Here is a 21064-nt window from a genome sequence, read left to right on the forward strand (position 1 = left end):
CAAGGCTGTACAAATAGAGTAAACGGTTTAGCTTGTTTCATATTTTGGTACAATGATTGGCTGCCCTTTTGATTATCGGGCGCCATTTTTACTCAGCGCAAACGAGAAGGATATTCAGTGAAGCAACAAGGCGTAAGCGCACTTTATAAGTTGGGCGAGTCAGTAAAAGAAGTTCAAGTGCAGCAGCGTATTAGCTTTACCTTAATGACGTTGTTGCTCGCGTTGAGTGCGTGGATTTTAGGACAACTGATTTGGCAACCTTTAGTGTCTGATAGCGTGACGAAATGGCAACCTGTCCTCGCCTCGTCTGGGAAGCCTACCGCCTCACAAACCGTCAACTTGTCAGAGCTGCAGAATAGTCACTTATTCGGTGAATATCAGGAGCAACGTCAAGTTGTTACACAACCAAAAGTCGAAGATGCTCCGAAAAGCCGTTTGAATGTGGTATTGGTGGGCGTGGTTCAGAGTACAAACTCTAATAAGAGCCTCGCGGTGATCGCCAATCGAGGCAAGCAAGCCACCTACGGGATTGGCGAAGTTATAGAAGGCACGCGAGCGAAATTATACCAAGTACAGGTTGACCGTGTGATTATCGACAATGCTGGTCGCAACGAGACGGTCATGTTGGAAGGCTTGAAGTACACCAAACCCCAGCCGACACCAGACACTTCACCTGTTCGCCAACCTGCTCAAGTCTCAGAGCAAAAACTTGAGCAGATTCGCCAAGAGATCCAACAGGACGCGAAGCAAATCTTCCAATATGTCCGAATGTCACAGGTGAAGCGAGATGGCGACGTCTTGGGCTACCGACTGACACCGGGTAAAGATAAAGCGCTGTTTGACTCTGTCGGTTTAAAACCGGGTGATGTCGCGACACAAATAAATGGATTGGATTTAAAAGACTCAGCGGCGATGGGAGAGATTTTCCAAACCATCTCTGACATGACTGAGTTGACTCTCACGGTTGAGCGAGATGGCCAACCCTACGAGATATACATTGAATTATAAAACAGCGTTGGCTTTGTTCATCGCATGAGGAGTAACGAGTGAACCATTGGCTCAAGAAAAGCGCATGGCTTTTAGCAGGAAGCTTACTGACCGCACCTAGCTTAGTCACGGCGAACGAAAATACGTTCAGTGCCAGCTTTAAAGGCACAGACATTCAAGAATTCATCAATATTGTTGGCCGTAACCTAGATAAAACCATTATTGTTGACCCTTCCGTTCGCGGCAAAGTGGACGTGCGCAGTTACGATATGTTGACGGAAGAGCAATACTACAGTTTCTTCCTCAATGTATTGGAAGTGTATGGTTATGCCGTGGTTGAAATGGACAACGGCGTTGTTAAGGTCGTTAAGTCGAAAGACGCCAAGACTTCTGCGATTCCAGTGGTGGGCGACGGCTCGGTAAAAGGCGATGAAGTCGTGACGCGAGTGGTCGCGGTGCGCAACGTTTCTGTCCGTGAGCTTTCTCCTCTGTTACGCCAGTTAAACGACAATGCTGGTGCGGGTAACGTCGTGCACTACGATCCAGCAAACATCATCTTGATTACAGGCCGTGCTGCGGTTGTGAACCGTTTGGCTGACATCATCAAGCGTGTCGACCAAGCGGGTGACAAAGAGATCGAAGTGGTTGATCTTGATAACGCATCAGCCGCTGAAATGGTGCGAATCGTTGAAGCACTTAATAAAACCAATGACAGCAAAAATACCCCTGCTTTTCTACAGCCTAAACTTGTGGCTGACGACCGAACAAACTCAATCCTCATTTCTGGTGACCCTCAAGTGCGCCAGCGTTTACGTAAGTTGATCAAGCAACTTGATGTAGAAATGGCATCGAAAGGCAACAATCGCGTTGTGTATCTAAAATATGCCAAAGCAGAAGAATTGGTTGATGTGCTAAAAGGCGTGTCAGACAACCTTCAAGCTGAAAAGTCTGCGGGAAGCAAGAGCAGTTCAAGTGCCAAGCGTGGCGAAGTGATGATCGCAGCGCACCCAGATACCAATGCGCTAGTACTGACTGCGCCGCCAGATATCATGAATGCACTTCAAGATGTGATTTCTCAGCTAGATATTCGCCGAGCTCAGGTATTGATTGAGGCACTTATTGTTGAGATGGCAGAAGGTGACGGTATTAATCTTGGCGTGCAATGGGGCTCGTTAGAGACGGGTGCCATGATTCAGTATGGCAACGCAGGCGCACCAATTGGTCAGGTGATGGTCGGCCTAGAAGAGGCGAAAGACACTACCGAAAAGAAACCGATTCGCGATAGTAATACCGGTGCAATTAAGTATTACGAAGAAACGACTAAACAAGGCGATTACTCGACATTAGCTGCTGCTTTAGCTGGCGTAAACGGCGCGGCGGTGAGCCTAGTGATGGGAGATTGGACTGCGTTGATCAGTGCTGTGTCGACAGATTCAAACTCAAACATCCTGTCCTCTCCAAGCATTACCGTTATGGATAATGGTGAAGCGTCGTTCATTGTTGGTGAAGAAGTGCCAGTTATCACGGGTTCTACCGCAGGTTCAAATAACGATAACCCATTCCAAACAGTTGATCGCAAAGAAGTGGGCATCAAGCTTAAAGTGGTTCCACAAATCAACGAAGGTAACTCTGTTCAACTTAACATTGAGCAAGAAGTTTCTAACGTCTTGGGTGCAAATGGCGCTGTTGACGTGCGTTTTGCTAAGCGTCAATTAAACACGTCGGTGATGGTGAATGACGGCCAGATGATTGTGCTAGGTGGATTGATTGACGAGCGAGCGTTAGAAAGTGAATCAAAAGTGCCGTTGCTTGGCGATATCCCTGTGCTAGGGCATTTGTTTAAGTCGACCAGCACTCAGGTTGAAAAGAAAAACCTCATGGTATTTATCAAGCCAACCATCATTCGCGATGGCATGACGGCCGATGGTATTACCCAGCGTAAGTACAACTTCATCCGAGCGGAACAGCTCTATAAAGCCGACCAAGGTTTGAAATTGATGGATGATGGTCATATTCCAGTACTGCCGAAATATGGGGATGACATTCGCCACCCTGCCGAAATCCAAGCATTCGTTGATCAAATGGAAACCAACTAATGACTATGGAAGCGGTAACCACGGTGCGTCGTTTGCCTTTCAGTTTCGCTAATCGTTTTAAATTGGTTTTAGAACCAAGCGAGCGTGGGGCAATACTCTATTACATTGCGCCTCTCGCAGTGCCGGCGCTGCTTGAAGTGCAGCGCGTGGCTGGGCAAAACATCACCCTAGAAGAGCTCACAAAAGAGGCGTTCGAACACAAGCTCACGCAGGCGTATCAGCGTGACTCGTCGGAAGCTCGCCAGTTAATGGAAGACATTGGCGCTGATAATGACGATTTCTTCTCGCTTGCAGAAGACCTTCCTCAAGATGAAGACTTGCTCGAGTCCGAAGACGATGCGCCAATCATCAAGTTGATCAACGCGATGTTGGGTGAGGCCATCAAAGAAGGCGCCTCTGATATTCATATTGAGACGTTTGAAAAGAGCCTAGCGATCCGATTCCGTGTTGATGGCGTGCTTCGTGATGTCTTGTCTCCAAGCCGTAAGTTGTCGCCCCTATTGGTTTCTCGTGTGAAGGTAATGGCCAAACTGGATATCGCAGAAAAGCGCGTGCCACAAGATGGCCGTATTTCGCTGCGTATCGGTGGCCGAGCGGTGGATGTGCGTGTTTCAACCATGCCTTCATCCCATGGTGAACGCGTGGTAATGCGTCTGCTAGATAAAAACGCGACCCGCTTAGATTTACACAGCTTGGGCATGACAGAGTGTAACCATGATCACTTCCGGACCATGATTGCGCGACCGCACGGCATCATTTTGGTGACCGGTCCAACCGGCTCGGGTAAGTCGACAACCTTGTACGCAGGTTTACAAGAGCTCAATAGCAACGAGCGAAATATCCTGACTGTCGAAGATCCGATTGAATTTGATATCGATGGAATTGGTCAAACGCAGGTCAACCCGAAGGTCGATATGACCTTTGCTCGCGGTTTGCGTGCTATTTTGCGTCAAGACCCAGATGTGGTGATGGTCGGTGAGATCCGTGACTTGGAAACGGCGCAAATCGCAGTCCAAGCCTCGCTGACAGGTCACTTAGTGATGTCGACGCTGCACACCAATACCGCGGTAGGTGCCATTACACGTCTTCGTGATATGGGCATTGAACCCTTCCTGATTTCTTCTTCACTGCTTGGCGTACTGGCTCAGCGACTAGTCAGAACGCTGTGCTCGGACTGTAAAGAGCCTTATGAGGCAGACAAAGAGACCAAAAAGCTGTTTGGCCTGAAGAAGAAAGAGGACCTGACTCTCTATCGCCCATGTGGTTGTGAGACGTGTAACTATAAAGGTTATCGCGGACGTACCGGCATCCATGAACTCTTGGTGGTGAACGAGCAAGTCCAAGAATTGATTCATGGCGAAGCGGGTGAACAAGCGATTGAAAAAGCGATTCGTGAGGACGTGCCGAGTATTCGTGAAGACGGTTTATCCAAAGTACGCAATGGGATCACCTCTCTTGAAGAAGTGATGAGAGTGACTAAGGAAGGGTAATGGCAGCATTTGAGTATAAGGCTCTCAATGCCAAAGGTAAGACTCAGAAAGGCGTGATCGAAGGCGATAACGCCCGTCAGGTCCGTGCTCGTCTTAAAGAGCAAGGGCTGGTGCCGGTTGAGGTAAACGAAACTCGCCAGAAAGCCAAGAAGCAGAGTAGCCAACCGAGCCTAAGTTTCAAGCGTGGTATCAGTACGCCGGATTTAGCGCTGATCACTCGTCAACTTGCGACCCTAGTTCAATCCGGTATGCCGCTGGAAGAGTGCTTGAAGGCGGTCTCTGAGCAATCCGAGAAGCCACGTATTCGCACCATGTTGCTCGCGGTGCGCTCAAAAGTGGTGGAAGGTTATACCTTAGCCGACAGCTTAGCGGACTACCCACACATCTTTGACGAGCTGTTTCGTTCTATGGTGCAAGCGGGCGAAAAATCAGGCCACCTTGATGGCGTACTGGAGCGTCTAGCTGACTATGCGGAAAATCGTCAGAAGCTGCGCTCAAAGTTGCAGCAAGCGATGATTTATCCGGTAGTGCTGGTAGTGTTTGCCGTTGGCATCGTGGCGTTCTTGCTTGCGGCAGTGGTGCCAAAAATCGTCGGTCAGTTTGTGCAAATGGGCCAAGAGTTGCCTCAATCAACGCAGTTTTTGTTGGCGTCCAGTGATTTTATTCAGCACTGGGGGTTGCAACTGCTGCTTGCGATTATCGTCTTGGTTTACGCGATCAAGATGATGCTGCGCTCGCCAAACGTGCGATTGAATTGGGATCGCCGTGTCGTTCGTTTGCCTCTGATTGGTAAAATATCACGCGGACTCAATACCTCTCGATTTGCGCGTACGCTCTCTATTTGTACCTCGAGCGCAATCCCGATTCTGGATGGAATGAAAGTAGCGGTGGATGTCATGTCCAACCATTTTGTTAAGCAGCAAGTGATGTTGGCGCGAGATAATGTCCGTGAAGGGGCAAGTTTGCGCAAGGCTCTCGACCAGACTAAGTTGTTCCCACCGATGATGCTGCATATGATTGCCAGTGGTGAGCAAAGTGGCGAACTGGAAGGGATGCTGACCCGTGCTGCGGACAACCAAGACGCTAACTTTGAGTCGACCATCAATATTGCTTTAGGAATTTTCACCCCTGCGTTGATTGCTTTGATGGCGGGGTTAGTACTGTTCATTGTGATGGCGACCTTGATGCCAATCCTAGAAATGAACAACTTAATGAGTGGATAACGTAGAGGACATTCGTGTACCTCAGATTTTGGTTTGGAGAAAATAATGAAAAATAAAACTAAGAAACAGTCTGGCTTTACCTTACTGGAAGTCATGGTTGTTGTTGTTATCTTAGGCATTCTGGCGAGCTTTGTTGTGCCTAACTTGCTGGGCAACAAAGAAAAAGCCGATCAACAAAAAGCGATCACTGATATTGTCGCATTGGAAAATGCGCTAGACATGTACAAGCTTGATAACAGCGTGTACCCGAACACGGACCAAGGGTTGGATGCACTAGTTACCAAACCATCTAGCCCAGAGCCACGCAACTACCGCGATGGTGGTTACATCAAGCGTCTACCAACAGACCCTTGGGGTAACGACTACCAATACCTAAGCCCGGGCGACAAAGGGTCAGTGGACATCTTCACGCTAGGTGCTGATGGTCAAGAAGGTGGTGAAGGTGCCAATGCCGATATTGGTAACTGGAACATTCAAGACTTTCAGTAACCGCTAATCTTTGCAAAGGGGGCAGCCAGCTGCTCCCGATTCTTATGCTCAGCCGTAAAGGGTTTACCCTCATTGAGATCTTATTAGTACTTGTGCTGCTTTCAGTTGCATCGGTCGCTGTCATCTCAACATTACCGCAGAAAAGCTCAGACGAAGCGAAAAGTCAGGCGCTCTCCCTTTATCATCGCTTACAACTTCTCAATGAGGAGGCGATTTTGAGTGGCCGAGATTACGGTGTGCGCTTTGACGAAAAACGCTCGAGTTACCTTTTAATGGCACTTGAGAGCGAAGGTTGGAAAAAACTCGACGATGAACAGATTCCGGAACAAGCACAACTACCAGATTCACTGGCGATGCTCCTGGAGTTAGGTGGAAACAGTTGGAAAGACGAAGATCGACTTTTCAAGCCAGGTAGTCTGTTTGATGAGGAGATGTTTGCCGATGTTGAAGAAGAGAAAATGCTTAAGCCGCCGCAAGTATTTATTATGTCGAGCGGAGAGGTGACCCCATTTTCTATTGCCATTTATCCTCAAGAGCGAAGTGTCGAAAAGGATGCATGGCGCGTAGTGGCAAAAGAAAATGGCCAAATCATTGTTCTAGCCCCGGGAGAGAGCGATGAAGAAGAACAATAAAGGTTTCACCTTGTTAGAGGTGTTGGTTGCTCTGGCGATTTTCGCCACCGCTGCCATCGCCACGATTCGTTCAGTGAGTCAGCACATTAATACGCTCAGCTACCTAGAGGAAAAGACGTTTGCTTCAATGGTGGTGGACAATCAAATGGCGAAAGTGATCTTGTCGGGCCGCAAACCCACCAAGAAACAAGGAAGCGAAGAGTTGGCCGGTCGAGAGTGGTTCTGGACAATCGAGCCTGTTTCGACAACTGGTGATTTATTGCAGGCTTTTGATGTCAGTGTGTCAGACAAAAAAGGTGGCGCCTCCATCGTGACGGTAAGAAGCTATGTCGCCAAATAAGCGTTTCCAGCGCCGCCAGCAAGGCTTTACTCTTATTGAGGTTTTGGTTGCGATAGCTATTTTCGCCAGCTTGAGTGTCGGTGCGTATCAAGTGCTAAACCAAGTTCAGCGCAGTAACGAGCTCTCTTTGGAGCGCAGCGAGCGGCTAAAAACCTTGCAGCGCGCCTTGGTCTTTATGAACAATGACTTTCGCCAAATGGCTCTCAGACAAACACGCACCCAGGGTGAGGCGCCGTCATCACAGCTTGTTCATTGGCAAGATTATCTGCTCGACTCAGACACCAAAGGGGTGATGTTTGCCCGTAGTGGTTGGCATAACCCACAGCAGCAGTTTCCTCGTGGAGAGGTAACCAAGGTAGGTTATCGAATCAAAGATGAACAGCTTGAGCGTGTGTGGTGGCGATACCCAGACACACCAGCAGGGCAAGCGCCTGTAGTGATGCCACTGATTGATAAGGTCGAGAGTTTTGATTTGCGCTTTTTTGATGGTCAAAACTGGCAACCAACTTGGGAAAAGAAAAACGCCTTGCCTCAAGCCATCACGGTCATTTTGGCGCTTAAGGATTACGGGCGCATTGAGCGAATTTATCTCACCAATGGTGGTGAGTTGACGCCGACCGGAGGTACCGATGAGTCGAGTTAAGCCTCAGCGCGGTGTTGCCTTGATCGTCGTATTACTCCTTCTGGCGGTTATGGTCAGTATTGCTGCGAGTATGGCCGATCGTCTATTTGGTCAGTTTAAGCGAGCTACCAATCAAATTAATTACCAGCAAGCCTACTGGTACAGCATTGGCGTTGAAGCCTTGGCTAAGGTTGGTATTGAGCAGAGCTACAAAGATGCGGACACCATCAACCTGTCACAGCCTTGGGCGCTTGAAGAGCAGACTTACCCACTTGATTACGGCACCTTAAAGGGGCGATTGGTGGATCAGCAGGCTTGTTTTAATCTCAACGCCTTAGTGGATGCGAAGCAAGATACTGGCTCAGATAAAGTGCCGTATCTTGTCGAGAGCCTACAGAACCTGATGGAGCAGTTAGAGGTTGAGAATTACCAAGCAGAAGCGGTCGCCCAGTCCGTATGGGAATTTGTTGACCGAAATACCACGGTTAACTCCGTTTCTGGCGTGGAAGACAGCTACTACGAGTCAATGACGCCTGCCTACTTAGCGGCTAACGGCTTACTGGCAGACAGCTCTGAGCTGCGCGCAATCCACCAAGTCTCTGGCGAGGTGATGAATACCTTAGCGCCTTACGTTTGCGCCATACCCACGACGGAGTTTCGATTGAACGTCAATACTGTTCGCCCAGAGCAAGCGGAGCTCCTGAGTGCGTTATTTCAGCCCCACATCAGTGTCGACCAAGCCAAGCAGGTATTGGAAGATCGACCGTTTGACGGCTGGGCAAGCGTCGAAGATTTTTTGAATGAAGGTGCGTTTGCAAGTATCAAACAAGAAACATTGAAACCCATCAAAGGTTACCTATCGGTTGATAGTAAATATTTTGAAATGGATGCAGAAATACTAGTAGGGGATTCGCGAGTGCGGATTCGTAGCCTGCTATTTAGTGATAATCGAGAAACTGCCACGGTAATTAGCCGTCGCTTTGGAGGTATCGGTGAGCGAGTTTCTGATCGTTCGACTGAGCAATAATACCAACGCCGCCATTCAATGGTTGGTTTGGTCTGAGCAGCAAAAGGAAGTGATCGCGAGCGGAGAGCTGGCGAGTTGGGAGCATCTCTCTGATCTGACCGATTATGCTGACAACCGTCGCACCATTGTGCTGCTATCGACGGCGAGCATTGTTTTGACTGAGGTCGAAATTCCCGCGGGTGGCAGCCGCCAATTTGAAGCCATGCTGCCATTTATTGTTGAAGATGAATTGGCTCAAGATGTAGAGCAGCTTCACTTTACCATTTTGGGTAAACAGGCTGGCCACGCTCAAGTGTGTGCAGTTGAAAAAAGTTGGCTGAAGCAAATTCTTCATGGGTTGGCTGAGGCAGGCTGCCAAGTCCAAAAGGTGATGCCTGACGTGCTGGCGCTACCAACGCAAGAGGGCATCAGCGCGGTTGAGTTAGATGACATGTGGCTACTGAAAAAAGGGCCGCATCAAGGCCTTGCTATTCACTCAGATTGGCTAGGCATGGTGGCGCAATCGGACTGGGTTAAACAGCAAGATGACTACTTGCCTTTAACCGCGTACTCAACGTTACCTGAGCTTGCCTTGGCTGACGGGCAAGAGTGGCATAATGGTGAGCCAACGCTCGTGATGCAGATGCTAGCGCAAGAAGCGGTTGGCAGCAAAATTACGTTGCTGACAGGTGAGTTTAAGGCAAAATCGTCGCTAGTCCGTTATTGGAAGGTGTGGCAAAAGGTGGCGGTCGCGGCTGTGGTTCTTATGGCGGTGGTGATGGTCGACAACCTGCTGCAGATTCAACGCTATGAAGCGCAAGCTGCTGCTTATCGCGCCGAGAGTGAACGCATTTTTCGCCAGTCTTTACCGGGGAAAAACAAGATTCCAACGGTGAGTTATCTCAAACGAGAAATGGATCGCGAAGCCAAGCGATTGTCTGGTGGAAGCGTCGATGAATCCATCTTAACTTGGATGGCGGGTTTCCCGGTACTACTAAAACAAGTCCCTGGTTTGACGTTAACGAGCTTTAAGTTTGACGGTGCTCGTAAAGAAGTTCGGATTCAAGCCCAAAGCAAAGACTTCCAAACGTTTGAAAAAGCGCGCGAGTTATTTGCTGGTAAATATCAGGTGGAGCAAGGTCAGTTGAATCGTTCAGGCACATTGGTTAACGGTTCTTATGTACTGAAGCCATTATAAGGAGCGAACATGAACGCATTATTAGCCCCGCTCCAAACTTGGTGGAGCAAAATAACCCCACGCGAGCAGCGTTTAGTGATGATCTGCTCGGCGTTTATTGCATTGGGTAGCCTTTACTGGGGCGTGATTCAGCCCGTGTCTGAACGCGCAGAGGCTGCGCAAATGCGTATCCAAAGTGAAAAGCAGTTGCTGTCTTGGGTAAAAGAGAAAGCAGATGAGATCAGCCAGTTGCGCAGCCAGACGGGTAAAGTCGTTTCTGGTCAGCCTCTCAATCAAGCCGTATCTTCGTCCGCTCGTCGCTACAAGGTGGAACTGGTTCGAGTCCAGCCTCGTGGTGAACAGTTGCAAGTGTGGATTTCGCCGATGCCTTTTAACCAGTTTGTTGAATGGATTACGGCCTTGCAGGAAGATCACGGTATTTTGGTCAGCTTCCTTGATATCGACAAAGGCGATCGCGAAGGGATGGTTGAAGTGAAGCGTTTACAGTTGACCAAGGGGTAATGTGTGAAAAAAGTAATCTTACTCACTTTGTTGCTGGTTGTGATTTTTGTCACCAGTGCGGTTGTACACCTTCCAGCGCAGTTGGTTGTGAAGTACGTGCCACTCCCGGGCGCTTTGCAGTTAAGTGGCGTTGAAGGAACGCTATGGAATGGCCGCGCGCAGAGCGTGAGCTGGCAACGAGATGATTTTGGTCAAGTTCAGTGGCAGTTCCAACCAAGCAAGTTACTCTCAGGGAAAGCGGAAGCACAAATCCGTTTTGGTCGTGGCAGCGATATGCAGCTGACGGGTCGAGGTGTTGTTGGTTACCGTTTGTCGGGCGCCTATGCAGAGAACCTCATTGCCTCTTTGCCTGTTGAGCAGGTGCTGGCATTCGCACCTCGTTTGCCGATTCCGCTCGAGTTAACTGGGCAAGTTGAGCTTAGTGTGAAACACCTTACTTACGCAGCGCCGTATTGCCAAGCAGCAGAAGGCAGTGTGGTGTGGAACACGGACACAATTGGCACGCCAGTTGAAGATCTGCAAGTCGGCCCGATTGTGGCGAATTTCACCTGCAGTGATAGCACCATTACCATCAAAGGGGACCAACGTAGTTCTCAGGTTGAAAGTGCTGCCGAAGTGGTTGTTCAGCCAAATCACAATTACCAAAGCAGCGCTTGGTTTAAGCCGGGAGAAGAGCTCCCAGCGGCGTTTCGTGAACAGTTAAGTTGGTTACCTACGCCCGACGGGCAGGGACGATACCGCTTTAACTATAATGGACGGTTAAGATTCTAAATCTCATCAACAACAAAGGCCGCTTGAACAGCGGCCTTTTCTTATGCTCTCGAAAAACGTATCAGGTCAGAACGTGACATGAGCACCTGAAAACCTATTTCATAACAGGAAAGCTGATTTGTACCTTTAACCCACCGCCGCTGCGGTTGTTAACAATGACGGAGCCGTTGTGCTGGCTAACGATGCGCTTCACTATCGCTAAACCTAAGCCGGTTCCTTCACTTCCGCGTGCTGTGTCGCCTCGGGTAAAGGGTTCAAAGAGCTTGCCGATTTGGCTTTGTTCAATACCGGGGCCGTTATCTTCTACGCAGACCCAAACCAGTTTGTTGTCTGCGGTAATACCTGTGCTCACCTTGACCCATCCGTTACCATAACGCAGAGCGTTCACCACCAAGTTGCTCACCGCGCGCTTAATAGCAATCGGGCTCCCTAGGGTTTCTTTCATCGGCTGGTAGAGCTGCGTTTCTATTTGCACTTCATAACCGCCTTCCGATGAGGCGACATCATCTGCAATGTCGTTCAAATCGACCTCAATAAACGACTGTTTGTTTACAGGTTTAAGGTAGTCCATAAATTGACTGATGATTTCATTACATTCTTCGGTATCGCCAATGATGCCCTCGGCCAGGTAACTGTCTTCTGGCGACATCATTTCTGTTGCGAGGCGAATGCGAGTTAGCGGCGTTCGAAGGTCATGGCTGATTCCCGCCATCAGCAGTGCGCGATCTTCTTCGAGCGCTTGAATGCCTTTCGACATTTGGTTAAAGGCTCGAGTCACCGAACGAATTTCAGATGCGCCTTTTTCAGGAATCGGAGGGGGTATTTCTCCTCGGCCGACGCCTTTCGCTGCCCGTTCAAGCGCGATAAGAGGGCGATTTTGCAATCGGATAAACAGCCAGCCTCCGGCAATGATCAGCAATGCCATAATTAAGCTATTGCGAAACAGCGGCGTAAAGTCTTCCTCTTGCAGCTCTGATAAAGGAATGCGCAACAAGGAGCCGGGAAGGGAGTCTATTTTCATCCACAAAACGTAGCTTTCCGAGCCCAGCATCATGCGTACATCGGTAGGAGAGCCAAGTTCGTTGCTCATCTCTTCACTCATCAGGTCGATGCTGACCGCATGATAGAACTCATCGGCAATTGGGCTATCCTCGGCGTGGATGGTTACGCCTAGTAGTTCTAGCACTCGGCGACGCAGTGGGGCATCCAGCGCCAGTTCATCCTCAAGATTGGCAGAGTCATCAAGCATTAAGTTGATTTCGTGGCTGAGGATTTTATTGAACTGCTGCAAGCTCGGCATGAGGGCGTAGTTAAACACCGCATAGTAGGAATAAATTTGGCTAGCGATCAGCAGTGTAAGGAAAATGACGATAGATTGAGTAAATGAGCTGCGAATACGCATATCAACAACCTTGCTAGTAGGAAAACAAAAAGTGCGAGACAATGTCTCGCACTTTAGCAGAATTCAAATTAGGCTTCTTTGCCATCGGGGACAAAAACGTAACCTAGCCCCCAAACGGTTTGAATATAACGCGGTTTGCTTGGGTCGACCTCAAGCATACGACGTAGGCGCGAGATTTGGACGTCGATGGAGCGCTCCATTGCCGAGTATTCTCGGCCGCGCGCCATGTTCATCAGTTTATCTCGAGACATTGGCTCACGCGCATTGGTGACCAGCGCTTTGAGTACTGCAAACTCACCGGAAGTCAGTGGCATCGCTTCTTCACCGCGGAACATTTCACGTGTCCCTAGGTTTAAGCGGAAATCGCCAAACTCGACCACCGACTCTTCACTACTAGGTGCGCCTGGCAGTTCTGTCGTTTGGCGACGCAAAACTGCTTTGATGCGCGCCAGCAACTCGCGTGGGTTAAACGGTTTTGGTAGGTAATCATCGGCGCCCACTTCAAGACCGACGATACGATCCACTTCGTCCCCTTTGGCTGTCAGCATCAGGATTGGCAGCATGTTATTTGCATTGCGCAGGCGGCGACAAATCGATAAGCCATCTTCACCCGGAAGCATCAAATCGAGCACCATAAGGTGAAAGTTTTCACGGGTCAGTAGTCGGTCCATCTGCTCGCTATTGGCAACGCTGCGTACCTGGAATCCCTGCTCAGACAAGTAACGCTCTAGCAGTGCACGCAGGCGTGCATCGTCATCAACGACTAAAATCTTGTAATTTTCTTGCATGTAGTGATTCCACCTATCAAATACGCTTAGCGCTCAGGACCGGGCTCAGTTGCCCTTTTTTAACCGTCAAAATGTAACACTGTTCTGACTAAAGTGGCGCAAAGAATTGTTAACGTTTATTTCCTTTTTAGCTAATGTATACGTCATATTCAATTCAATATCGTCAGAAACATGAAAACAAACCTAATTACGCGTGAAGGCTTTGATCGACTTAAGAAAGAACTCGATTTTCTGTGGAAAGAAGAACGCCCAGAGGTGACGAAGAAAGTGACGTGGGCCGCCAGCCTAGGCGATCGCAGTGAGAACGCAGATTACCAGTACAACAAGAAGCGTCTGCGCGAAATCGACCGTCGTGTTCGATATTTACGTAAGCGTCTGGAACAAGTCAAAGTGGTGGATTATTCGCCGCAGCAAGAAGGTAAAGTCTTCTTTGGCGCGTGGGTGGAGATTGAAAACGAAGATGGCGATGTAAAGTCGTTTCGAATCGTTGGCCCTGATGAAATCTATGGCGATACGAAAGGCTATATTTCTATCGACTCGCCAATGGCGCGTGCGTTGCTTAAAAAAGAAGTAGACGACGAGTTTAGCGTTAAAACGCCAGACGGCTTCAAAGATTGGTTTGTCAATCGTATCGACTACAAGGCGTCACTTTAGATTTTGCCTGCCTGCCCCCATATAGACCCGAAACATAAAGAAAGAGATTCAACGGATGAGCCAAGCTATCTGTCATATGATTGCTCAAGAACTGAATGTTCGTACTGAGCAAGTTACTGCTGCTGTTAACTTGATTGATGATGGCAACACAGTCCCATTTATTGCTCGTTACCGTAAAGAGGTGACGGGTGGGTTGGATGATACCCAACTGCGTAATCTAGATAGCCGTTTATCTTACCTGCGTGAACTGGATGACCGTCGTCAGACGATTCTCAAGTCGATTCAAGAACAGGGTAAATTGAGTGCGGAACTTGAAGCGGAAATCAATCAAGCGGACAGCAAAACTCGCCTTGAAGATTTATACCTGCCTTACAAGCCTAAACGCCGCACTAAAGGCCAAATCGCGATTGAAGCGGGTCTAGAGCCTTTAGCGGATAAGCTATGGAATGAGCCGCAAACTGACCCAGATAGTGAAGCTGAGCGCTACATCTGTTCCGACAAAGGCGTGGCAGATGCCAAAGCGGCGCTTGACGGTGCCCGCGCGATCATCATGGAGCGCATTGCAGAAGACGCCAACCTGCTAGAAAAAATTCGCCATCACCTTAACCGCAATGCCGAGCTGGTGGCTCGTGTGGTTGAAGGCAAGGAGCGTGAAGGCGAGAAGTTTAAAGACTATTTTGAGCACAACGAAGCCTTGAGCAAAGTCCCTTCGCACCGCGCTTTAGCCATGCTACGCGGCCGTAACGAAGGCTTCCTTACTTTGTCGATGAATGCGGATCCTGAGCAAGAAGAGGGCGTTCGCCAATCGTACTGCGAAACCATCATCGCGGATCATTACGGCATTTCATTGAGCAGTGCGCCGGCGGATGGCTGGCGTAAACAGGTCATCAGTTGGGCATGGCGCATCAAGGTTTCAATGCATATGGAAACCGAGTTGATGGGCGCTATGAAAGAACGCGCTGAAATTGAAGCGATAGAAGTGTTTGCTACCAACTTAAAAGACTTGTTGATGGCAGCGCCTGCTGGCCCGCGTGCTACTCTGGGTCTTGATCCTGGTTTGCGTACTGGGTCGAAGATTGCGGTGGTGGACTCGACAGGTAAAGTTCTTGCCACTGAAACCATCTACCCACATCCACCGCAAAATCAGTATGACAAATCTGCCCAAGTGGTCGCCGCTATGGTTAAGCAATTTAATGTTGATCTGATTGCGATTGGTAATGGTACCGCTTCGCGTGAAACAGACAGTTTTGTGGCTGATCTCATTAAGCGCAATAATCTCAAAGTGCAGAAGATCATGGTCAGCGAAGCGGGGGCATCGGTTTACTCAGCGTCTGAGCTTGCTGCGAAAGAGTTCCCAAATCTAGACGTGTCATTGCGCGGCGCAGTATCGATTGCTCGTCGTCTCCAAGACCCTCTAGCAGAGCTGGTTAAAATTGACCCGAAATCAATCGGTGTCGGCCAATACCAACATGATGTTAGCCAATCAATGTTGGCAAAACGTCTTGATGCGGTGGTTGAAGATTGTGTAAACGCGGTGGGTGTGGATGTGAACACCGCCTCTCCAGCACTACTGACTCGCGTGGCGGGGCTCTCCAGCACCATCGCGCAAAACATCGTGGATTACCGTGATGAACATGGCCGATTTGAAGCTCGCACCACATTGAAGAAGGTCGCTCGTCTTGGACCTAAAGCGTTTGAGCAGTGTGCGGGCTTTTTAAGAATTATGGATGGTAAGAATCCGCTTGATGCCTCTTCGGTTCACCCAGAAGCGTACCCTGTGGTGAAAGCGATCGCAGAGAAAAACAGTAAAGATGTGAAATCTCTGATTGGCGATACTCAATTCTTACGCGGTTTGCATGCGGTTGATTACACAGACGACAGCTTCGGTTTGCCAACGGTAACGGACATCATCAAAGAGCTCGACAAGCCAGGTCGAGATCCGCGTCCTGAGTTTAAAACTGCGACCTTTGCTGAAGGTGTGAACTCTGTGTCTGACTTAGAGCCGGGCATGGTGCTGGAAGGGGTGGTGTCCAATGTGGCGAATTTCGGTGCATTCGTGGATATCGGCGTTCATCAAGATGGCTTAGTGCATATTTCGGCACTGACCGACAAGTACGTTGCTGACCCTCGTGAAGTGGTCAAAGCGGGCGATATTGTTAAAGTGAAAGTGATGGAAGTGGACGTGCAGCGTAAGCGCATTGGTCTTTCGATGCGTTTAACGGATGAGCCGGGGCAAGACAATCGAGCGCAACGTTCATCGGCGCCTCGTGGTCAGCAGCGCCAAGCGCACAACAAGTCTGGCGGTCAACGTCGCCGTGATGAGTCAAGTGGCAACAGCGCAATGGGGGGCGCATTTGCAGCGGCCTTTGCTAAGGCGAAGCGCTAACCGATAAGCTCAGATTGAAAAACAAATCCCCGTCCTTTTCAGGTGCGGGGATTTTTTTCGGTATTTCCTAACTGATGTAGGTACTACAACACCGCTATGACATCAGAAGGCGTATTGGGAGCAACGGCGTGACCATAGTGAAACTTAATCACGGTTCGTCGTTTTTCCATTTTGCCCTCTGTTATCGCCGCATCGATGATGCGTTTGGGTAACCGAAAGCGCATTGCGTAGCCTTTGCCTTGAGTTTCACTGTAGCTATTCAGGGCAAGCAGTTGAAAGATTCGCTCGAGTGTATCTTGCGGGGCTTCCTGAATCGCAACACCTACCTCATCTTGCTCTCCCGCATCGTAGCCTGGATGCTCCGCAGGATCCCAAGAAGATTGTTTGCGCCGCTTATCGTCTGCTTTGACTTGTCGCTCTGCATTACTTTTAGCCAATGCAATCGTCGCTGGGACAGGTTCGCGCACTTTATTGTCGCGTGCTGTCTGCTCCGTTTGAACATTCACCGATGGGGCGATTAGCGGCACACTTACGTTAGTAGGTGATACGAGCATCGCTTTACCTCCTCACGCCCAGCCCGTACTGATAACGCGTTGTGGCGCTATTTTCTTGGCTTGCTTATTTATCGACCAATGGAGTCAAAAATTTAGCGTATCGAGTGTAATAAATTGTTATTTCTCGGCGATGAAGCGACTAACCCGCTGACAAAACTCATGAAGTTCTGTCATGAAGGGGGCGTGAGATGACGCGCCAAACATATAACTCTCACTCAGAGGCATGATTTTATCGACATCGCTCGCCACTTTAGCTGGTACCAGGCCATCCAATCGTCCGTACAGACGTAATGTCGGGATTTCGATACTAGAGAGCAGATCGCGATAATCGATGTCTGCCAGCAAGTTTAAGCCCGCGAGCAATGACTTAGGGTTGGGCGTTGGCCGTGATAATACCGCTTTTTTTAGGGCTTTCACGTCTTGACGTGCCGAGGGGCTCCCCATCGCTTGAAGTGCCATAAACCGCTCAATCGTCAGTTGAAAATCTTCGACCAATTGCTCGGTGAATGCCGACAGTACGTTGGGTTGAATGCCTCTCCACGGACGTTCTGCGGCAAATTTTGGAGAGCTAGCAACGGTAATCAGCTTGGTGACTCGCTCTGGGTGGTGTGCGGTGATGTGTGTTGCGAGCAAGCCACCCAGTGACCAGCCCAACCAAACGGCTTGCTGTGGGGCATCGGCAAGGACCAGTTCAGCCATCTGCTCAATAGAATCAAAATGGTGCTGGTGGCTGTGACCAAAACCAGGCAGGTCGACGACATGGACGCGATAGCACTGGCTGAGCTCTTCCACGGCCTGATGCCAAACTGCGCCGTTCATCCCCCAACCGTGGAGTAACACCAAATCTTGGCCTTCGCCAGAACTTTGCCAATGCAGAGGCGTTGTTGTGCTCTCAGTCTGTACCACTTTTCTCATCCTTTTGCTGTGCTCAATCGGGCCACAATAGCACGACGTATTGCCGACAAATCGTGCAGAAAGTCTATGTTATCGCATTGGAGAAAGAAGTACATAACAGACCTGTTGCCTGTGCAATGTGAGGTGTGTGGCCTCAGGGTTGTCGGTGAGCAAAAGCTCTCTTGGTTGTGTGAGCATTGTTTGGCGTACTTTGCGCCTCAATCTCGGTGTCAGCGGTGCGGGTTGCCAACGGTGTCTGACGTTCTTGAGTGTGGTCGCTGTTTAACATCACCGCCACTTTGGTCAAAACTGTACTGCGTGGGTGACTATCAAGCGCCCTTGTCTCGCTATGTTCATCAACTTAAATACGAGCGTCAGTTTTGGGTGGCGGAAAAACTAGCAGAGCTGTTCGTTCCAACAGTGAGTGACCCTGCACCTCTTATCACATCGGTGCCCTTGCATTGGCGGCGTCATGGTTATCGTGGTTTCAATCAAAGTGAGTTATTGGCGATGGCCATTGCTCGTCAACTGAAGGTGATGTATTCCCCTCTCTTTAAGCGAGTCCGCGCGACATCCCCTCAGCAGGGGAAAAATCGTCAGCAGCGCATGGCGAACTTGCATCAAGTTTTTACACTCAAAGGTGGGGTTGCAGCAAAACGTGTCGCGATTGTTGATGATGTTCTCACCACAGGCAGTACGGTGCATCATTTATGCAAATTACTGCTTGATGCGGGCGTCGAAAGCGTTGATATTTACACGATATGCCGTACTCCTGAACCAGCAGATAAGAGCGACTAGACGAGTTTTCGTCGTCAAGGGCTAGATCTTGGCAAAATCAGGAGTAGAATGGTGACCAAATATCCTACAAATTTACTCAGGTATTCGTCGTGTCAAATCCTATTACAATTACAGAAAATGCACAGTCGCATTTTGCTAATCTTCTGAGCCAACAGCCAGAAGGTACTAACATTCGTGTATTCGTTGTGAACCCAGGAACTCAAAACGCAGAGTGTGGCGTTTCTTACTGCCCGCCGGAAGCGGTTGAGTCAACGGATACTGAGCTGGCATACGAGCACTTTTCTGCGTTCGTTGATGAACTTAGCCTTCCGTTTCTTGAAGACGCTGAAATCGACTTTGTGACAGACAAAATGGGCTCTCAGCTGACGTTGAAAGCACCGAATGCCAAGATGCGTAAAGTGTCTGACGACGCACCTTTGGTAGAGCGCGTTGAGTATGTGATTCAAACTCAAGTGAACCCTCAGCTTGCAGGTCACGGTGGCCACGTTAACTTGGTGGAAATCACTGAAGAAGGCATTGCAATCGTCGCGTTTGGTGGTGGTTGTAACGGCTGTTCAATGGTTGATGTGACACTAAAAGAAGGCATCGAAAAAGAGCTACTTCAACAGTTTGAAGGTGAGCTAACGGCTGTCCGTGATGCAACAGAGCACGATCGTGGTGAGCACTCTTACTACTAATATCGTGTGGTGCATGAGCGTTCATGTTTAACCATATGCAATACAAAGGGTTGACGGAAAAGTCAGCCCTTTTTTTGATTTCAAACGAGAGCAATTTCTCATATATTAATAGCTTCATCTTATGCTAAGGAGCGCGTTCATGGCGAAACGGAACCCACCAGAAATTCTGGCTAAACAAGCCGTTGCACAATCACGATTGTTTACCATTGAGGCGATGGATTTGCGTTTTAGTAACGGTGAAGAACGCACTTATGAACGTATGAAGCCCAGTGGTCGCAATGCCGTCATGATGGTACCTGTGACAGAGCAGGGTGATTTACTCTTGGTGCGAGAGTATGCTGCGGGAACCGAGCGCTACGAGCTGGGGTTCCCTAAAGGTCTTATTGACCCAGGAGAAACGCCGTTTGACGCGGCCGATCGAGAACTTAAAGAAGAGATCGGTTTTGGCGCACGTAAGCTGACGCCACTGAAAGATGTGGTCTTAGCACCGTCTTATTTCTCCAGCAAAATGACCCTGTTTATTGCAGAGGATCTATACTCAGAACAGTTAGAGGGTGATGAGCCAGAGCCGCTAGAGATCATTCGTTGGCCTCTTGCGCAAGCCGAAGAGCTCCTCACTCATCTCGATTTTTGCGAAGCGCGCAGTATTACCGCGTTGCTACTCGCTCTGCGTACCTTAAAACCATAAATAAAGCAGAGTGATAAGGATGGATTATGCCAATGACAGAAGACCTTTCCCATCATTTGCCTGCAGTGATTGAAGTCGCCCGTTCAGCCGGGCAGCTTATTCTCGATATCTATGAGAAAAAAGAGTATCAAGAGTACACCAAAAGTGATGAGACCCCCGTTACCAGTGCTGACATCGCGGCTCATAAACTGATTGTTGAGAAGCTGTCAGAACTGACGCCTGATATTCCTGTGTTATCGGAAGAGGCGGCGGATATTAGTTTGGATCAGCGCTCACAATGGAGTCGCTATTGGTTGGTGGACCCGCTGGATGGCACTCAAGAGTTCATTGCACGCAGTGGGGATTTTGCGACCATTATTGCCTTAGTGGAAGATAACAAGCCTGTGATGGGTGTGGTGTACGGCCCCGTTTCTGGGGTCACGTATTATGCCTATCAAGGAAAAGGGGCTTGGAAAATCCCTGACATGAGTGAGAGCGTGAGCATCAATACGCATCAGCATGACGGACAGGCGCACCCTATTGCCATTGCGATTAGCCGTCGTCAGGACATTAATCGCATTACAAACCGCATGAGCAGTGCGTGGAATTACGATCTGGTACCTTTGGGCTCGGCGGCGCTAAAAGCGTGTTTAGTTGCGGAAGGAGCGGTGGATTGCTACCTTCGTTTGGGACCCACTGGGGAGTGGGACACCGCGGCGACGCAGTGCATTGTGGAAGAAGCCGGAGGTCGAATCCTCAGTACACAACTTGCGCCACTCTCATACAACGAGCGTGAGTCACTGGAAAATCCAAACTTTATCGTCTTGGGTGATGAAACCTTACCTTGGGACGAGATTCTTAAGGTCAAAGATTAGCGGCTAGCGCGAAA

22 protein-coding genes are annotated in these 21064 nt (G+C 49.3%); 18 read left to right on the forward strand and 4 right to left on the reverse strand.

All coding sequences use genetic code 11. The annotated features are described in order from the left end of the window. Positions 1-117 precede the first annotated feature (117 nt). Genes gspC through ACUALS_RS00525 form a run of 12 tightly spaced genes read left to right on the forward strand, consistent with a single transcriptional unit; the run spans position 118 to position 11355 of the window. The gene (gene gspC / locus ACUALS_RS00470) at positions 118-1008 is read left to right on the forward strand and encodes a type II secretion system protein GspC (RefSeq protein ID WP_052125162.1); all 891 of its coding nucleotides are present in this window, start codon (positions 118-120) and stop codon (positions 1006-1008) included. 38 nt (positions 1009-1046) lie between these two features. Further along, positions 1047-3083, forward strand: a complete 2037-nt coding sequence (gene gspD / locus ACUALS_RS00475; protein WP_005472447.1) for a type II secretion system secretin GspD — start codon at positions 1047-1049, stop codon at positions 3081-3083. Then, a complete protein-coding gene (gene gspE, locus ACUALS_RS00480; protein ID WP_454448610.1) occupies positions 3083-4573 on the forward strand; it encodes a type II secretion system ATPase GspE in 1491 nt (496 codons plus the stop codon). Before gspD ends, gspE begins: the two co-directional genes overlap by 1 nt. Further along, complete coding sequence (gene gspF, locus ACUALS_RS00485; RefSeq protein WP_038140832.1) at positions 4573-5796, forward strand: type II secretion system inner membrane protein GspF; 1224 nt, start codon at positions 4573-4575, stop codon at positions 5794-5796. The genes gspE and gspF overlap by 1 nt, the downstream gene beginning before the upstream one ends. Positions 5797-5841: 45 nt before the next feature. Further along, on the forward strand, positions 5842-6285 hold the full coding sequence (gene gspG, locus ACUALS_RS00490; RefSeq protein WP_005472556.1) for a type II secretion system major pseudopilin GspG: 444 nt from the start codon (positions 5842-5844) through the stop codon (positions 6283-6285). A 44-nt stretch (positions 6286-6329) separates the two neighbouring features. Further along, positions 6330-6917 (forward strand): type II secretion system minor pseudopilin GspH, encoded by a 588-nt coding sequence (gene gspH / locus ACUALS_RS00495; protein WP_454448611.1) that lies wholly within the window; start codon positions 6330-6332, stop codon positions 6915-6917. Beyond that, a complete protein-coding gene (gspI, locus tag ACUALS_RS00500; RefSeq protein ID WP_038140838.1) occupies positions 6901-7257 on the forward strand; it encodes a type II secretion system minor pseudopilin GspI in 357 nt (118 codons plus the stop codon). The genes gspH and gspI overlap by 17 nt, the downstream gene beginning before the upstream one ends. Beyond that, the gene (gene gspJ / locus ACUALS_RS00505; RefSeq protein WP_454448612.1) at positions 7244-7900 is read left to right on the forward strand and encodes a type II secretion system minor pseudopilin GspJ; all 657 of its coding nucleotides are present in this window, start codon (positions 7244-7246) and stop codon (positions 7898-7900) included. The genes gspI and gspJ overlap by 14 nt, the downstream gene beginning before the upstream one ends. Continuing rightward, the gene (gspK, locus tag ACUALS_RS00510) at positions 7887-8906 is read left to right on the forward strand and encodes a type II secretion system minor pseudopilin GspK (protein WP_454448613.1); all 1020 of its coding nucleotides are present in this window, start codon (positions 7887-7889) and stop codon (positions 8904-8906) included. Before gspJ ends, gspK begins: the two co-directional genes overlap by 14 nt. Further along, entirely contained in the window at positions 8872-10083 is a 1212-nt protein-coding gene (gene gspL, locus ACUALS_RS00515) for a type II secretion system protein GspL (protein WP_454448614.1), read from the forward strand. Before gspK ends, gspL begins: the two co-directional genes overlap by 35 nt. A gap of 9 nt (positions 10084-10092) precedes the next feature. After that, a complete protein-coding gene (locus tag ACUALS_RS00520; protein WP_454448615.1) occupies positions 10093-10584 on the forward strand; it encodes a type II secretion system protein M in 492 nt (163 codons plus the stop codon). Positions 10585-10587: 3 nt separating this feature from the next. Further along, positions 10588-11355 (forward strand): type II secretion system protein N, encoded by a 768-nt coding sequence (locus tag ACUALS_RS00525; protein WP_454448616.1) that lies wholly within the window; start codon positions 10588-10590, stop codon positions 11353-11355. Between the two features lie 94 nt (positions 11356-11449). On the opposite strand, the gene envZ is transcribed toward ACUALS_RS00525, so the two are convergent. Then, positions 11450-12757 (reverse strand): two-component system sensor histidine kinase EnvZ, encoded by a 1308-nt coding sequence (envZ, locus tag ACUALS_RS00530; RefSeq protein ID WP_038192395.1) that lies wholly within the window; start codon positions 12755-12757, stop codon positions 11450-11452. A gap of 68 nt (positions 12758-12825) precedes the next feature. Continuing rightward, the gene (gene ompR / locus ACUALS_RS00535) at positions 12826-13545 is read right to left on the reverse strand and encodes an osmolarity response regulator transcription factor OmpR (RefSeq protein ID WP_005472616.1); all 720 of its coding nucleotides are present in this window, start codon (positions 13543-13545) and stop codon (positions 12826-12828) included. Positions 13546-13716: 171 nt separating this feature from the next. On the opposite strand from ompR, the gene greB reads away from it, so the two are divergent. Both greB and ACUALS_RS00545 read left to right on the forward strand, forming a co-directional pair. Further along, positions 13717-14199: a transcription elongation factor GreB gene (gene greB / locus ACUALS_RS00540; RefSeq protein ID WP_454448617.1), complete on the forward strand. Its 483-nt coding sequence runs from the start codon at positions 13717-13719 to the stop codon at positions 14197-14199. A gap of 55 nt (positions 14200-14254) precedes the next feature. Then, positions 14255-16585 (forward strand): Tex family protein, encoded by a 2331-nt coding sequence (locus tag ACUALS_RS00545; protein WP_454448618.1) that lies wholly within the window; start codon positions 14255-14257, stop codon positions 16583-16585. An 83-nt stretch (positions 16586-16668) separates the two neighbouring features. Here ACUALS_RS00545 and ACUALS_RS00550 read toward each other — a convergent pair whose 3' ends face one another. Next, positions 16669-17139, reverse strand: a complete 471-nt coding sequence (locus ACUALS_RS00550; protein ID WP_005472607.1) for a hypothetical protein — start codon at positions 17137-17139, stop codon at positions 16669-16671. A 117-nt stretch (positions 17140-17256) separates the two neighbouring features. Continuing rightward, positions 17257-18054: a pimeloyl-ACP methyl ester esterase BioH gene (gene bioH, locus ACUALS_RS00555; RefSeq protein WP_454448619.1), complete on the reverse strand. Its 798-nt coding sequence runs from the start codon at positions 18052-18054 to the stop codon at positions 17257-17259. A gap of 66 nt (positions 18055-18120) precedes the next feature. On the opposite strand from bioH, the gene ACUALS_RS00560 reads away from it, so the two are divergent. The 4 genes from ACUALS_RS00560 (at position 18121) to cysQ (ending at position 21050) form a co-directional block, all read left to right on the forward strand. Then, the gene (locus tag ACUALS_RS00560) at positions 18121-18831 is read left to right on the forward strand and encodes a phosphoribosyltransferase family protein (RefSeq protein WP_454448620.1); all 711 of its coding nucleotides are present in this window, start codon (positions 18121-18123) and stop codon (positions 18829-18831) included. Between the two features lie 89 nt (positions 18832-18920). Next, complete coding sequence (nfuA, locus tag ACUALS_RS00565; protein ID WP_005472515.1) at positions 18921-19508, forward strand: Fe-S biogenesis protein NfuA; 588 nt, start codon at positions 18921-18923, stop codon at positions 19506-19508. A gap of 139 nt (positions 19509-19647) precedes the next feature. Further along, the gene (gene nudE, locus ACUALS_RS00570; protein WP_005472520.1) at positions 19648-20196 is read left to right on the forward strand and encodes an ADP compounds hydrolase NudE; all 549 of its coding nucleotides are present in this window, start codon (positions 19648-19650) and stop codon (positions 20194-20196) included. Positions 20197-20222: 26 nt separating this feature from the next. Continuing rightward, positions 20223-21050: a 3'(2'),5'-bisphosphate nucleotidase CysQ gene (gene cysQ, locus ACUALS_RS00575; RefSeq protein WP_454448621.1), complete on the forward strand. Its 828-nt coding sequence runs from the start codon at positions 20223-20225 to the stop codon at positions 21048-21050. Positions 21051-21064 lie beyond the last annotated feature (14 nt).

Source organism: Vibrio sp. NH-7, from assembly GCF_053643215.1.